Here is a 16,003-nt window from a genome sequence, read left to right as displayed (position 1 = left end):
CTTAAAGCTATAACAGTTTAGACCTGATCTAACAGCTTAATGAAGCAAGATAAAAATATAAATAAATTATAAATGAGTGTCAGAAATGAGTACAACACAAGAAAAACACTAGAACCAAAGTTGGGGTTACTAGAACTTGCAAAGCAATTAGGAGATGTATCCCAAGCGTGTAAAGTAATGGGGTATGCAAGGGATACATTTTACCGCTTCAAAGAGCTATATGAAACAGGAGGGGAAAAGCATTATATGAGATAAACAAAAGCAAACCATTACTTACCAATAGAGTACCAAAGGATACAGAAGAAGCAGTAGTTAAAATAGCAGTAGAGTTTCCAGCATATGGACAAGAAAGAGCAGCTAATGAATTAAAGAAAAAAGGAATTCTAATATCTGCTAGTGGTATAAGGTCAATATGGCAAAGAAACGATCTCGAAAATTTTAAAAAGAGATTGAAAGCCCTGGAAGCAAAGGTGGTCCAAGACGGTATAATTTTAACAGAGGAGCAAGTTGCTGCTTTAGAAAAAAAACTAAGGAACAAAAAGAAGCCAATGTTAGAAACAACACCCTGGATACTTAGGTAATCAAGATGCCTATTATGTAGGCAATATCAAAGGTATTGGAAGAATTTATCAACAAACTTTTATTGACACCTACTCTATAGTGGCCTTCGCTAAGCTTTATACGGAGAAAACTGCTATCACAGCTGCAGATCTTCTCAATGATAGAGTTATACCATTTTTTGATAAACAGAAAGTTCCATTGCTACGCATTTTAACTGATCTTGGTACATAGTATTGTGGTAAACTAGGGAATCATGCGTACCTGTTATGTTTGAGAGTAGAAAATATTGATCATTCTAGAACCAAAGCTTATTCTCCACAGACTAATGGTATATGTGAAAGGTTTCATAGAACTATGCAAGATGAATGTTACAATATTATCTTTAGGAAAAAGATTTATAGTACTTTGGAGGAGCTTCAATTAGATGTCGATCATTGGTTGCATTCTTATAACAGAGATAGACCTCATTCCAGTAAGTATTGCTATTCCTATGCAGACCTTTTTTGATAGTATTCATATTGCTTACCAAAAAAAAAATATTGATAACATTAAAATAGATTCTGATGTCGGTTTTGACTTCTTCGATTCTTCTGTCAGGTCAAGTCTAAACTATTACAGGTATGCAAGAAGTCTACTTTTTATTCTTAATTAACTTTAAAGCCTTCTTCAGATCTATACTTTCAATATCTGCATTCTTGCCCAAAGCAACGTTTGTTTTACCGCATTTTATATAGAATCCGTACCTACCGTTGCAGATAAAAACTTCTTTTCCCTTTTCATTAAAACCAAGAGATTTTAGCTCTTTGCATGGGCTGCTCTCTATAATTTGTATAGCTTCGTTTAATTGTGTGTCTAATACCTCCTTAGAGATTTTCTTAAGAGAAAAGTATCGACCATCATAGAGAATATAGTACCCAAATCGTCCAAGACCTATTTTTACTTCCTTTCCAGTTTTTGGGTGTTCTCCGATTACTTTCGGCAAGGAAAGTAATCGAGTGGCGGTATTTAGATCAATATCATTAACATTTATATCTTTTGGTACAGAAATCTTTTTTTTCTTTTCTGACTCACTATTAAACTCCAGATAAAGTCCAAAAGGACCTTTTTTGATCATTACCTCTTGTCCTGTCACATCATCTATACCTAAACTTTTTGGATATTCTGAATTGTCATTACTGCCCGTAATTTCTTTTGTATGATTGCATTCAGGATAGTTAGAACATCCAAGAAACACACCGGCTTTTCCAAAATTTAATTTCAATATACCACCAGAGCAATTAGGACATTTTTTACCTATTTCTTCCTTTCTTTCCTCTGAGCAAAACCAATTGACTACCAAATCATGAATACCACTAAAAATCTCATCATGTGTCATTTGCTTAACAGAATTTACATGATTAAAAAATGGAACCCAAAAATAGCCTAGTTCTTTTTTCCAATCTGCATGTCCATTTGAGATTGAATCAAGCCTTTCTTCCATTTGTGCTGTAAAGTCATACTCTACACAACGCTGAAAAAAAGTTTTCAAAAATATAGTCACGATCTTACCGCGGCTGCTTGGAATAAATCTTTTGTTATCCAATGAAACATATTCACGATCTTGTAATACCGAAATAATTGTTGCATAAGTTGATGGGCGACCTATACCGACTTCTTCCATTTTTTTTACTATACTCGCTTCACTATAACGAGGTGGAGGTTGAGTAAAATGCTGTTTCGGATCAACAGAAATCAACTTGCACGCTTCCTCTTCCTTAATGGCAGGTAGCAGGCCTTCATTTTCGTCTTCTATGTTATCTTGATAGACTTTATAAAAACCATCAAAGAATATACTTGATCCACTTGCTTGCAGAATCACTTTCTGGTCGATAGAACTAATTCCAACTACCACTTGATCAAGAATCGCCGATTCCATTTGACTTGCGATGGTTCTTTTCCAGATTAAATCGTATAATTTAAATTGCTCTGGTGTTAAGTAGTCCTTAATACTACCAGGTGTTCTATTAATATCAGTTGGCCGGATTGCTTCATGTGCTTCTTGAGCATTTTTGACCTTTTTTGCATATTGACGAGGAGAATGCGGTAAATATTTATCACTATATAATGACTTAATTGATCCCCTGATTGAGTTTATAGCCTCATCTGCAATATGAAACCCATCTGTACGCATGTAAGTTATCAACCCTACCGTTTCACCACCAATATTGATACCTTCATATAAATTTTGTGCTACTCGCATAACATTTTTCACATTAAAATACAGTTTATTCACTGCATCTTGCTGAAGACTTGAGGTGATAAATGGAGGAAGAGGGTTTCTCTTAACTTGCTTGCGTTCTACTGTGCTCACAGCATACTGCCTTGACTCGATCTCCCTGACTAAGTTCTTTGCCTCTTCTTCATTCTTAATATCAAATTTTTCTAGCTTTTTATTGTCATAGTGGCTTAGCATAGCAAAAAAAGCCTCATCTTTACTATTTTGTATTTCTGCCTTTATGCTCCAATACTCCTGTGTTATAAACTTACTGATTTCATCCTCTCGTTCGCATATAAGCTTTAATGCAACAGACTGCACTCGCCCTGCAGATTTGCTTCCCGACAATTTTGTCCACAGCAGCGGTGATAAGCTAAATCCAACTAGATAATCTAAAGCTCTGCGTGCTTGCTGTGCACGCACTAAGTCCATATTAATTTCACGTGGATTTTTTATAGCTTCTTGCACTGCTCTTTTTGTTATTTCGTTAAAGACTACTCTATGAATGTTGCTTTCATCACTGATTGCTTTTCTTTCCTTTAGTGCCTCTATCACATTCCAAGCGATTGCTTCTCCTTCTCTGTCTGGATCTGTTGCAAGGTATATATCTGATGTTTTACTAGCTTCCTTAACTAACTCTTTTACATACTTTTCTGCTTTTTCAATAATCTCATACTTCATGGCAAAGTCATTATCAGGATCAACAGAACCATTCTTCGCTGGCAAATCTCTGACGTGGCCAAAAGATGCAGCCACTTTGAATTCTTTACTCAAATATTTACCTATCGTCTTTGCCTTTGCTGGCGACTCAACTATTAATAATGCCATAGTTATTAGTACTTAAAGGTAACATGTTGAAATATATAGAATAAAAAGTAAAAAAATATTTTAATGGTCTTCTACTTTTTCTAAGTAATTGTTTTATGTTCGCAAAAAAAAACTAATGAAAGAACCTGCTTTATAAATTTTTTTCAACTCCCTTACCATAAGGATAACGCTATACTATTTATTTTCATCTGTGCAGATTAAACGACAAAAGCATAACGCAGTTGTCGTATTATTTTTAATTTTTTGTACTATGTGTATCTTATTTCTTTACAAAACTTCCATTTTTTTAACCATATAAGCTGAAACGGTCTGTTTAAGACAGGCCAACTTTCAGGATTAGAGCTAGCTAATAGGGGGGATTCTTTTGTCTTTTTTCTATTTGGTAAATTTCTTGATATTTGTAGCTAAAGTAATTTAATAGAGGTGTGATTCCACCATTTCATTCCAGCGGGTGACCAGATTTTTTTATTTGATCCCAGAATGGCTGGTTATGCAAGTTCCAATTTTAATAATATTTACACATAAGCCATACGCTTGAGTTGCAAAGTTCTAAAAAGCAGCCAAAATAAAAACAAGTAGACATTTACAAATTAAACTAAGTGTACAATCAGCAAACAAGAGTATTGATTGCAACAATACTCTGTAGAATCGCAATATGGTATGACCATATGCTCTTTATTGATATGGTTAATATAATTAGTAGAGAATTTTGTTATGCAAAAGATATCTACTACAGCATATTGCAATTGTTTGGAATTGCAGGAATGGGTGCAATGGTAAGACCACTTGGTGCATCTGTATTTGGTCACGTTGGTGATAGGTATGGAAGGAGAATGGCGTTAACGATTGCTATCTTGCTAATATCGATTCCTTCTAGTCTTGTTGCGTTTATTCCAAGTTATAGTAAAATAGGAATAACCTCTACTATGTTGCTTCTTACAATCCATCTGATACAAGGGGTTGCACTTGGCGCTGAGCAAGGAGGTAGCTCTGTTTATCTCATAGAGCATTTACCTAATAAGAAAAAACTAGGAATGTTTTTTGGAATAATAAGTTTTGGTCGCTCCATTGGCATATTGCTCTCTGTGGTTGCAGTGATCATCTGTAAAAAAACCACTGATTTTAACGCTTGGGGTTGGAGGCTGCCGTTTATTTTTTCAGCCATTTTAGGATTAATAAGTGCATATAGTATATATACTCTAGGAGAAACTCCAGCGTATGAAAAAAATCGAGAACAAAGAAATTTACCTAATTTACCAATAATAGAGCTTACAAAACGCTATAAGAGAGCTCTGATACTTGCCATTTTAATATCTGTACCTGTTAATGTTGCTGTTGGATTTACCATATTTCTTAGAACAATTGCAAAAGAAATAGTGTCTGTTGAAACTTATGTAACAACGTATGTCAACGAAGTTGTACTCATTATAACCAGTATATTAATGCCGATATCTTCAATAGTGCTTGGAATTTTAGCTGATAAAACAGGAAGAGAACGCACTGCAATCTTGTTTATAGTGATAACAATAGTATTATGTTGTCCTATGTTATCTATTGCATATTACTATAAAAGCTATCTTATAGTCATGTTGAGTGTGATGGTTCTTTCTATAATCGAGAGGGGTATTAATCCTATAGGGATAGTTACTGCTGAGCTTTTTCCTACTAATGTTAGATTTAGTGGTGTTAGCTTGTCACGCAACATCTCTTTTGCCTTGCATGGAGGATTTACTCCTATGATATGCACTTGGTTTACTATAATGTTTCCTAAAATAGACTTTGCTGCTGGGATTTATATAATTTTTTGCTTATTAGTCAGCTTGGTAGCAATATTGCAAATAAAACCACAAGATAAAAAGTGTGATTGGTAATTTTCTCTATTTAAATTTATTTCACTTATTTAGCTAATTTTTATTACAATTACAGTTTTGGCTTTTATGAAAACTGCATACGTATGTCAATTCTGCGGTTATAGCACTGGAAGGTGGGTAGGAAGGTGTATTGCATGTGACAGTTGGGATACGGTTGTCGAAGAAATAGTACTAAAAACAGAAAAGAGAAGTACATCTGCACCAATTTCAATAAAAGCGTTATCAGATAGTGAAATTATTACCCCCGATCGTTTTTTAACAGGAATAGAAGAGTTAGATAGAGTTTTTGGTGGAGGTATCGTTCAAGGTGCTAGCATTTTAATTGGTGGTGAACCTGGAATTGGAAAATCTACTCTTTTGCTTGGGATTGCAGCTAATGTTGTACAACTTTCCTCTTTTGAATGTCTTTATGTATCTGGTGAGGAATCTTTAGAGCAAGTGAGCCTCAGAGCAAAGCGTCTTAAGATAAATGAACCTAAAATTAAGCTTTTATCTACAGTATCTTTAACTGATGTAGTAGCAACAATAAGGAAAAATAAAAGTATTAAGTTCTTGATAATTGATTCTATACAAACTATGTATGATAGCAAAGTCACATCAGCACCAGGAACTGTAACTCAAGTCCGTATCTGCTCTCATGAATTGACTGTTCTTGCAAAGCAATATGGTGTTTCTCTCTTAATAGTTGGCCATATAACGAAAGATGGACAAATAGCGGGACCTAAAACCCTGGAGCATATGGTAGATACAGTGCTATATTTTGAGGGTGAAAATAGTAATCAATATCGCATTTTACGTACTATTAAAAATAGATTTGGCCCTGCAAATGAAATTGGTGTGTTTGAGATGTCTAAAGCAGGACTCATGCCTGTTGATAATCCATCATCATTATTCTTGACCGTACATGATAGAGAAGTAGTTGGCAGCGCCGTATTTGCAGGAGTTGAAGGCTCAAGACCAATCTTAATGGAAGTGCAAGCATTAATAGCAAGGACTAATATGGCAACTCCAAGAAGAGCAGTAGTTGGTTGGGATATTAATAGATTAGCTATGATAATCGCGGTTATAAGTGCTCGTTGTAAAATGTTTTTGCATGATAAAGAAGTATACCTAAACATTGCGGGAGGACTCAAAATACAGGAACCATCAGCTGATCTTGCTGTTGCTGCCTCCCTTGTTTCAAGTTTAGTAAATTTACCGCTACCAACTTCTTCAATAATCTGCGGTGAAGTTGCACTTTCAGGAGAAATTAGAAACGTTTCGCATGCTGATCTCAGACTAAAAGAAGCACAGAAATTAGGATTCAAAAAAGCGATTATGCCTAAAAATGGCAATTATTCTTCTCATGATATTGAGATAATTAAGCTTGGTCATATAAAAGAGTTAAAAGAGGTCTTCAATCGCAGTTAAATACTATCTGCATGAACATTTTGCTTGTGGGAAGGATGTTATCCCAGATTCCATAATGTCATCTGAGTAGGTGACATAGTCTTCTTTTTTCTGGATTCCAGTTTCACACACTGACCATTTGCTGTTTTTACTCATAACTACCTTTTCTGGAAGAATACGAAAACAAGTAGCTAATTATCGCATAAAAAAAAGAAGATGTAGAATATCTTCTTTTTTTGTGATTAAAGATACATCAAATCTTGATTGTGTATTTCCTCTCCTATAAGCAATAATTTTTTGCTCTCATCAAAGAGACTTTGTGCGCTAGCTGCTAATTTCTCACTAATTTGTGGTAGACATTGTCATAACATAATCATTAAATTTTTAAAATATATTTATGTTGGTATACAAGTATCAATATTACATTAATATAGTTACTTTTTAGTGATGAGCGATAAGCTAAAGTGGTTTTTGGTTGCCCACAAAACATACTAGATCCTTATTTCATATTCTTTAAAATATTTTTTCTTATACTTTCTTTATAAAAACCATGGGCAACTATTGATTTTTGTTGGCTAAAGTAAAGATCAAGTATCTGGAATTATGGACATAAAATCCTCCTGTATAAAAAAGAGTTAGGAAAAAATGCAGTGCACATACGACAGACATACACTGAAGAACACATTTTTTAATAAGTTTGATGAAAAAGTCTGCAGACTAAACATAGATTTTGAGCTCTTAAAATATCTCTATTTGTAATTATAATGAGATTGAAAATATGCGGAAGTAATTTTTATACGTTAGCTATCTATAACGGCTCACCCAACTCACTTGCAATCTGGATCCCAGACTGGGATGATAAGAAAAGGCTACTCAAATAGGAAGTAACTGTAATGATACCATCTAAAAAAGGCTTCTCATGATAATTAAGCTTGGTCATATGAGAAAATTAAAGAGACCTTCAATTACATTTAAACAGCGCTTCAGCAAACTCTTTGCCAGTAAACTCCCTAAGGTCTTCTATACTTTCACCAATTCCTATAGCGTGTAATTTTACCTTATAAGCTTCTGCAAGCCCAATCACTACTCCACCTTTGGCAGTACCATCTAGCTTTGTTACAATTAACCCGGTAACACCAACCATTTTACTAAAGGCCTCTAATTGGCTATAAGCATTTTGGCCAGTAGTTGCATCAAGAACTAAAATAACATCATGAGGAGCAGTGTCATCCAATTTCTTTATCGTTCTATGTATTTTTGACAGCTCTTGCATGAGATTTACATTGTTTTGTAGCCTTCCTGCTGTATCAATTAAAACAACATCAACGCTATCTTTTATCGCTTGATTTACAGCTCTGTATGCTACACTCGCAGAATCGCTACCGTGCTCTCCAGTAACAATAGAGCAATCAGAACGTTCTGCCCAAATATTTAATTGCTCACTTGCAGCAGCTCTGAATGTGTCGCACGCAACAAGCATGACGGATTTTCCTTTTTCCTTATATTTATAGGCAAGTTTACCTATAGTTGTAGTTTTTCCATTACCATTCACCCCGCATACCATTACTATGTGTGGTTCTTTATTCAGAATGAGCGGCTGCACAACAGGGTTTAATATTGTTTCTATTTCGCTCATTAACTGCTGTGTGATAATGTTATGTTCAACTTCTGATTCAAATTTGATACTTGCGAGCTTATCAATAAGCAATCTAGAAGTTTTATGACCTATATCCATGCTAATCAGCAGCTCTTCCAGATCATCTAAAAGTGACTGATCTAATTTTTTTTTCCCAGAAAAAATATTTTTTACTCCATCACTAAAACGGGAAGAGGTTTTTAATAGTCCTTGATAAAGATTACTGAATAAACTCAAGAAATACTCCTTCTTAAAATTACCATATAAAGAATGACATGCACTATATGTATTTGTAAAGTAAATACATTCGTAACCTATATATTTTGTGAGTAAAATATACCGCTTGCTAGTGTATTTTACTTTAGTTTTTAACCTAAATATGTTATAATGCAAGTAATGGTTTACGGGTAATATATGAGTTATAATGAGAAAATTTTAGATCATTATGAAAATCCAAGGAATGTTGGTTCTCTGGATAAAAATGATCCAAATGTTGGTACTGGTTTAGTTGGTGCACCATCATGCGGAGATGTAATGAAACTGCAAATAAAGGTTAACGATAAAGGTGTTATTGAAGACGCAAAATTTAAAACTTTTGGTTGTGGTTCTGCTATAGCTTCAAGTTCTTTGCTTACAGAAATGGTCAAAGGAAAAACTATTGAGAATGTAACAAAGATAAAGAATACTCAGATAGTGGAAGAATTGTCTTTGCCGCCAGTAAAGATACACTGTTCAGTACTTGCTGAGGATGCTATAAAAGCTGCTATTCATGATTATCAAAATAAACAAAAAAATTGAGGAATATGAGTGAATTTCAAGGAGTAAATTCTGTTAAAAAACCTATCACTCTAACTGCAAATGCAATAGAGAGGGTAAGGTTTTTATTGGACAAAAAGAAGCATGCTAACCTTGAAGAAGCAATAGGAATAAGAGTTCTAATTAAGCAAAAAGGATGCTCTGGTTTAAAATATGATATTGAATATGCATATGATGTTCGTCCTTTGGAGTCGGTAATTGAAGAAAGCTGCAGTGATGATCAAAAAGTCAAGGTGCTGATCGATCCGAAATCTATCATGTTTATCCTTGGCTCTGAAATGGATTATGTAGAGGAAAAATTCTCATCAGGTTTTATTTTCAAAAATCCTAATGAGAAAGGAAAATGTGGTTGTGGAGAGAGTTTTCATGTCTAGCAACCATTTCACATTATTTGGAATTGAACCGGCTTTTAACATCAGCTTTGATGAGCTGGAGAAAAAATATATTGAGCTAAGCAAAACTGATACAAATGAAAGAGAGTCCAAAAATATGGAAAACATCAACAAAGCTTATCAGGTGCTGAAGTCACCGCTAAAGCGTGCCGAACATTTGTTGGATCTTTTTGACGTACAAAGCAAAAAAGAGCATCTTGATCCTAAAATGTTAAATGAATCAATGGAAATAAGAGAACACTTTCTAGACTGCGATGATTTGCAATTTGCAAGTAGGATGATTGATGAAAAGGTAAAAGATTGTACTAAAAACCTAACTAATGCTTTTGCTACAAAAAATTTTGATGAAGCTGCTACGCAAGTTTTTAGATTGAGATATTTATATAAGTCATTTGAGGAGATAAAGGAAAATGCTGCCAGTTCAAATTTATGAACCAAGTTCAAATGAGGTAGTTTTTGGTATAGATCTTGGAACTACTAACTCTTTAATTGCCATGGTAAATAAAGCTGGCAATGTAGAAATATTTAAAGATGAGCAAGGTCGTGAACTATTACCTTCCGTCATTTCATATGAAAAGGATGTACTGAAAGTAGGCTACGATGTTGGCGAAAACGCTATCTGCTCTATAAAACGCTTAATGGGTAAAAGTGTTAAAGACTTGCATAAAGAAGGTATCAATTGTGAAATGGATAACGAAAGTGAAAAAGTTATTAGGTTAAAATGCTCAGAAGAAAAGTATCTCACTCCTATTGAGATCTCTGCTGAGATACTAAAAACTCTATGCAAGAGGGTAAAAAAATTCACAGGGATGACAGTTAACAAAGCAGTGATTACTGTACCAGCTTATTTTGATGATTCAGCACGTAACGCAACAAAATATGCAGCAAAATTAGCTGGCATAGATGTTCTTCGCCTCATTAATGAACCAACCGCTGCAGCACTTTCTTACTCAATTGAAAAGAACAATAACAGTGGCATATATGCAGTTTATGACCTCGGTGGTGGAACATTTGACATTTCAATATTAAAGTTACATCAAGGAGTGTTTCAAGTTCTTGCAGTTTGTGGTGATACTAAACTTGGTGGTGATGATTTTGATCATCTACTTAGTTTAATCGTGCTTGAAAAGTATAGAGAACAGGTGGGTTTAAATAAAAAATGCTCTAGTGTCATTCCAGTGCTCCGACACTGGGATCCAGAAAGTTTGACTGCAAGTGAACAAACCAGAAAGTTATATAATAAGAACCGGATTCAAGTGTCAAGCACTGGAATGACACCATCTGATACAACTACCTACAAATTACAACATTCATACACTAAAACTGGTATTTGTAATATACGTGCTATAAAAGAGTACCTAAGTGAAGATACCTCTGGCACTTTTGAATTCAGCATCAATGGTGAATTATTTAAGTGCAAAATTACCAGAGAAGAATTCGAGCACGCAATCAGTCCTTTGGTTAATAAGACTATAAATATAGTTACTCGTACTATAAGCGACATAGATCTTAAAATCGATGATATAAAAGGGGTAATTTTAGTTGGTGGTGCAACTAGAGTGCCATTAGTGCAAAATTCACTAATCAAACTCTTTGGCAATAAAGTGCTGAATGATATGGATCCGGACAAAGCAGTTGCCAATGGGGCAGCTTTGCAGGCTCATTATTTAACTTCAAACTCAAAAGATAGGAATATTCTCCTTGATGTGCTGCCTTTATCACTTGGCATAGAAACTATGGGGGGAATAGTTGAAAAAATTATACCAAGAAATACACCACTACCAGTTTCAGAAATAAAAGAGTTTACAACTTACGCTAACGGGCAAACAGCAATGAAAATTCACGTTTGTCAAGGAGAACGTGAAATGATAAAAGATAATAAATCTCTAGCACGATTTGAACTCAAAGGTATACCACAATTGCCTGCAGGTTATGCAAAAGTTGAAATAGGGTTTACAGTTAGCATTGATGGAATATTGACTGTCACTGCAAGAGAAAAAACTACTGGAGTCGAACAGACAGTTGAAATAAATTCAAGCTCTGGCTTAAGTGAAGAAGATATTCAAGATATGGTCAATCAGTCAGTAAGTAACTTTGATGAAGACATGAAGGCTCGTTCCCTTGCAGAGGCTAAAATTAACGGTAACAAGCTCATACATCTAATTGAAAACGTTTCCATTGAACGAAAGTTAAAAATTTTACTACAGAACGCAAAAGACGCTTTACAGGAAAATGACTTAGACAACATTAATAATGCTATCTCTGAGTTAGAAAACTCTGCTTTAGAGTTATGCGAATCAGCAGACAGATAGAGTTCATAAAACTTTGTGAAGTACCCTGTTAAGTCTCAGAGCAGTAGGTAACCTAAAATCAAACGGTAACCAATTAACTTTGCCTAATTTAAACGATAAACCAACCATGCTTACGCGCCCAACTATATTTTCAGTTGGTACTAACCCAATTTCAGAAAACCTGCTATCAAAAGAATTATTTCTATTGTCTCCCATAACAAAAAATTGATTATCAGGCACATAATAAACTGGAGTATTGTATGATAACTTATTAGAAAGATTATCTATTAGAATTTCATGCTCCTTGCCGCTAGGGAGTGTTTCGATGTATCTTGCTATATTACGCTTTGACTCATAATCAAAAAAAAAATCAATTTGTCTTCGCTTTACTTTCTGATCATTTAAATATAACTCCCCCTCTATCATTTGCACTTTATCGCCCGGTATTCCTATTACCCGCTTAACAAATCTAATGCTGTCATTTCTTGTAGGCTTGAAAACTATTATATCACCACGCTCCGGAGGGGTATAAAAGATTCTACCGCTAAAGATGTTTGGAGAAAATGGAAAAGAGTGTTTGCTATAACCATATGAATATTTACTAGTAAAAATATAATCTCCCTCAAGTAGAGTGCTTTTCATCGAACCAGAAGGAATATGAAATGGCTCAAATAAAAAACTACGTATTGATAGCGCAATTAGTAGCAAAAAAAACAGTGAAGATAAAAACTTTCTCGCTCTTACTATCCGGTTCTCTCTCAATTCTTTCAATTTTATTTTCTTTATAAATCTAAGCTTATCATAACACATAAAAGTGGTAATGTGAAATTTTACTCATGGGTGTTATTGCTCTTTTTTGAAAGTCGAAATAAGCTCTCAAATAATTGACAGTGATTGATAACCAATAGACATCATTTGCTATGCAATATTGTATAAATCACAATGCTAGTTTTACTGAAAATTATACTTTTTTAGATATATATGTAATATTTAAACTTAAGGTATAGGGATGAACCCTACAATTAGAAAGGTTTTTTTTGTATTCTACTTATAATATTATTTATTTCTTTTTCTCATGTTGGAAGTGCTACTAACTCTAATGATGATACAACTGCTCAAGTAATATGTAATATTATTGGCTACGTGTGGGGAATAGGTGGACCGCTTATGACCGTAGTGATAATAGGAGCAGCTTTACTTGCAATATTTGGTAGAATGCCGTGGCCTGTTTTTCGCCCTTAGTGTATTTTGCGCTGTGTTTTTTGGTGCTAAAACTATATGACTATTTCTTTCTAAAGCAGACTTGGTGCACAGCTTCAACTATATCTTCCACTTGTGGTAATGCTTTCTTTTCTAGGCTTGCAGCATAAGGTAAGGGGACATCCTTGCCGGTTACCCTTACAACCGGAGCGTCAAGGTAGTCAAATCCTTGTTCCATAACCATGGCTGAGAGTTCTGCTCCTATTCCTGCAAATGGCCAACCCTCTTCTATGCTTACTAATCTATTGGTCTTCTTAATAGAGTTAATAACTGTTTCAGTGTCAAGTGGTCTTAAGGTTCTGAGGTCGATAACTTCAGCTTCTATTCCTTCACTAGAGAGTAAATCTGCTGCATTTAACGCATCCATTAGTTTCAATGAAAAAGCAGTGATAGTTACATCCTTTCCTTCCCGTATAACAGCAGCTTTGCCTATCCCAAGTAGATAATCTTTATTTGATAGCTCAGAATCAGGAATCTCATGTTTATGCCCATAAGCGATCTCGTTTTCTAGAAATATTACTGGATTAGGATCACGAATTGCAGCTTTAAGCAGACCTCTGCAATCAGATGCAAAGTAAGGTGTTATTACTTTCAAACCTGGAACATGCGAATACCAAGATGCAAAGCACTGAGAATGTTGTGCGGCAACTCTTGCTGCAGCTCCATTTGGTCCACGAAACACTATAGGGCATCCAAGTTGTCCACCTGACATATAATTTGTTTTTGTTGCGGAATTCACAATTTGGTCAATAGCTTGCATAGAAAAATTAAAAGTCATAAACTCAACAATAGGTTTGAGCCCAGCAAACGCTGCTCCAACAGCAAGACCAGCAAATCCATGTTCGGTAATAGGTGTATCAACTACCCTATTTTCTCCGAACTCTTTCAGTAATCCTTTTGTTACTTTATAAGCACCATCATACTCTGCAACTTCTTCACCCATGATAAATACATCAGGGTCATTTTGCATTTCTTCTCTGATTGCTGTGCACAACGCTTCTCTTACACTTAAGCTTGCCATTTGTAAATCTGTAAATTTCAACTAAAATAACTATATCAAAATTACCAGGAAGCGCACAAGTTAAGTTTTACAAGAATCATGTTGCATTGAGCATTGAATACTTACTTCTTTTAATTCAGTAGGTTGCGGTGATAGTGCGTATGTAACTCCACCGACTATCAATGAAGACATCACAGAAGTTGCAATCATTAGTAGAATTGGTAGTTGGCAGGCTACACTAAAGGCAACACCTACTGTCAACATGATTGCAAAGTTTACAGAAGCAATTTTTAAGAAAGACAGTTGTGCTTTTTCTGTTTTTTCTAGTAAGACTTTATTTACTTTGGTTTTGCTTAATTCACTATTAAGTGTTGCATTTTTACTTTTTGGATCTTGTGTTTGTTGCTTTAGTGATTGATTCTCTTCACTGAGTTTATCAAGTACTTCTAACCTATTCTCATGTCCAGCTAAGTCACTCTTTAATTTTTCTAGTTCTTTCTCAACATGTTTTAATTCTTTACCTGGCTTTTCTAACTTCCGAATTTGCCTATCTTGCAACTGAATTTGAGGTTGCAGACTTTCTAAAATTTGGTCATTAAATTCATTAGCTGCTCCGTTGCTATTTATTTCAGAGTAGAAAGAAGTATCAAATGTAGACTCAGACTCTAGACCGCTGTCGTCAACACTAAAACTTTCACTAGTAATAGAATGAGAAGCGATTTGCTCACTCTGAATATTATCATTATTCTCTTGCCTTCTTTCATTCCAAATTTGTATTTCCGCTGCTATTGATTTTTCTCTATCATTTCCTAATTTAGTAATTCCATTCACAAATGAACTGACTCGAGTTATATTATCATTCTGAGATGAGTGGTCACAACTTCCTTCTCCTACTTGGATGTGAAAGCCTCTTATCTTCTTTCGCGAATAATTTTCTTCTGCCTCCTCTAACATTTGTACTATCGCTTCCTTATTTTCTGTATTACCTACCATCTCCCTTGGAGTCTTATTTTTACTTTTCAATGAAGGATTCACTCGATCATCACTTAGTAGTTGTTTTACCATGCTTTCATGTCCACAAGAAGCAGCAATATGCAAAGCAGTTATTCCATCATTTCTGGATCCATCTTTTACTCGAGCGCTAACACTTGCTTTCTTTTTCATTAGAAGTTCCGCTATCAAAAGATTGTTACATGCTGTAGCAAGATGTAACAACGTCCAATCTTCTGAAGCTTCTTCTGAAATTTTTATACTAAATCGATGTTCTTTACTAAAATTTTTACTAAACTTGTTATACTCTCCTGCATCTTTTCCTTTTAGTTCATTCTTTATTTTTTTAAGTAAATTATCTTCATCCAAATCGCTACTTTCACTTACCTCATTTATTATTTCAAAAAACTTCTCCTTCTCTATTGCCATAGACTTTCCCTCTAAATTTATTTTTATCGCCGCATAATCTCACAAAAAAGTTAAATTTATCAAAATTCTATATTTTATATAAAATAAAACTTCCTGTTTCCAAAAATTGGTAAGCATGTTTTTGATGAGATTGTAGAAAATATACTTTTATGACACCATTTGTTGTACGAACTAACTTGGCGAAAACAGATATTTATATAGTTGTGTGGCAAAATGTTTTGCACTAGTTGTGCTATCTCGTTTTCCGTAATAGTTGAAAAAATTAGTAGAAAGTTGTTGTGAGTTT

The 16,003-nt window shown here is 34.6% G+C and carries 11 protein-coding genes and 2 pseudogenes; 8 read left to right on the top strand and 5 right to left on the bottom strand.

The genetic code is table 11. From position 1 onward, the window contains the following. Positions 1-72: 72 nt before the first annotated feature. A pseudogene (locus wTpre_RS01775) lies at positions 73-1,213 on the top strand (IS481 family transposase). Here the strand turns inward: wTpre_RS01775 and topA are convergent. Further along, positions 1,193-3,643 carry a type I DNA topoisomerase gene (topA, locus tag wTpre_RS01770; protein ID WP_068651523.1) on the bottom strand — a complete coding sequence of 817 codons (2,451 nt, stop codon included), beginning with the start codon at positions 3,641-3,643 and terminating at the stop codon, positions 1,193-1,195. The pseudogene wTpre_RS01775 and the gene topA overlap by 21 nt on opposite strands. Before the next feature lie 599 nt (positions 3,644-4,242). Between topA and wTpre_RS01765 the strand changes: the two genes are divergently transcribed. Both wTpre_RS01765 and radA read left to right on the top strand, forming a co-directional pair. Next, the gene (locus wTpre_RS01765) at positions 4,243-5,514 is read left to right on the top strand and encodes an MFS transporter (RefSeq protein ID WP_068651521.1); all 1,272 of its coding nucleotides are present in this window, start codon (positions 4,243-4,245) and stop codon (positions 5,512-5,514) included. 66 nt (positions 5,515-5,580) lie between these two features. Continuing rightward, positions 5,581-6,924, top strand: a complete 1,344-nt coding sequence (radA, locus tag wTpre_RS01760; RefSeq protein ID WP_068651519.1) for a DNA repair protein RadA — start codon at positions 5,581-5,583, stop codon at positions 6,922-6,924. A gap of 940 nt (positions 6,925-7,864) precedes the next feature. Here radA and ftsY read toward each other — a convergent pair. Next, on the bottom strand, positions 7,865-8,776 hold the full coding sequence (gene ftsY / locus wTpre_RS01755; RefSeq protein WP_068651517.1) for a signal recognition particle-docking protein FtsY: 912 nt from the start codon (positions 8,774-8,776) through the stop codon (positions 7,865-7,867). Between the two features lie 177 nt (positions 8,777-8,953). Between ftsY and iscU the strand changes: the two genes are divergently transcribed. The 4 genes from iscU to wTpre_RS01735 are packed head-to-tail and all read left to right on the top strand — an operon-like array spanning position 8,954 to position 12,059. Further along, entirely contained in the window at positions 8,954-9,337 is a 384-nt protein-coding gene (iscU, locus tag wTpre_RS01750; protein WP_068651515.1) for a Fe-S cluster assembly scaffold IscU, read from the top strand. Positions 9,338-9,342: 5 nt separating this feature from the next. Beyond that, complete coding sequence (locus wTpre_RS01745) at positions 9,343-9,729, top strand: HesB/IscA family protein (RefSeq protein ID WP_068651513.1); 387 nt, start codon at positions 9,343-9,345, stop codon at positions 9,727-9,729. Further along, a complete protein-coding gene (gene hscB, locus wTpre_RS01740; protein ID WP_068651511.1) occupies positions 9,722-10,180 on the top strand; it encodes a Fe-S protein assembly co-chaperone HscB in 459 nt (152 codons plus the stop codon). Before wTpre_RS01745 ends, hscB begins: the two co-directional genes overlap by 8 nt. Beyond that, positions 10,158-12,059 carry an Hsp70 family protein gene (locus wTpre_RS01735; RefSeq protein WP_068651509.1) on the top strand — a complete coding sequence of 634 codons (1,902 nt, stop codon included), beginning with the start codon at positions 10,158-10,160 and terminating at the stop codon, positions 12,057-12,059. The genes hscB and wTpre_RS01735 overlap by 23 nt, the downstream gene beginning before the upstream one ends. Before the next feature lie 3 nt (positions 12,060-12,062). Here wTpre_RS01735 and lepB read toward each other — a convergent pair whose 3' ends face one another. Further along, complete coding sequence (gene lepB / locus wTpre_RS01730; protein WP_068651507.1) at positions 12,063-12,848, bottom strand: signal peptidase I; 786 nt, start codon at positions 12,846-12,848, stop codon at positions 12,063-12,065. Positions 12,849-13,047: 199 nt separating this feature from the next. Between lepB and wTpre_RS01725 the strand changes: the two are divergent. Then, positions 13,048-13,317: pseudogene (locus wTpre_RS01725) on the top strand (TrbC/VirB2 family protein); the annotation flags it as partial. 3 nt (positions 13,318-13,320) lie between these two features. Here wTpre_RS01725 and wTpre_RS01720 read toward each other — a convergent pair. Beyond that, on the bottom strand, positions 13,321-14,319 hold the full coding sequence (locus wTpre_RS01720) for a pyruvate dehydrogenase complex E1 component subunit beta (RefSeq protein ID WP_068651505.1): 999 nt from the start codon (positions 14,317-14,319) through the stop codon (positions 13,321-13,323). Positions 14,320-14,379: 60 nt separating this feature from the next. Beyond that, entirely contained in the window at positions 14,380-15,717 is a 1,338-nt protein-coding gene (locus wTpre_RS01715) for an ankyrin repeat domain-containing protein (protein WP_068651503.1), read from the bottom strand. Positions 15,718-16,003 lie beyond the last annotated feature (286 nt).

It is taken from the genome of Wolbachia endosymbiont of Trichogramma pretiosum, from assembly GCF_001439985.1.
GTDB lineage: Bacteria > Pseudomonadota > Alphaproteobacteria > Rickettsiales > Anaplasmataceae > Wolbachia.
Note: the sequence above shows the minus strand (reverse complement) of the source record. Positions and strands in the feature narration are given on the sequence as shown.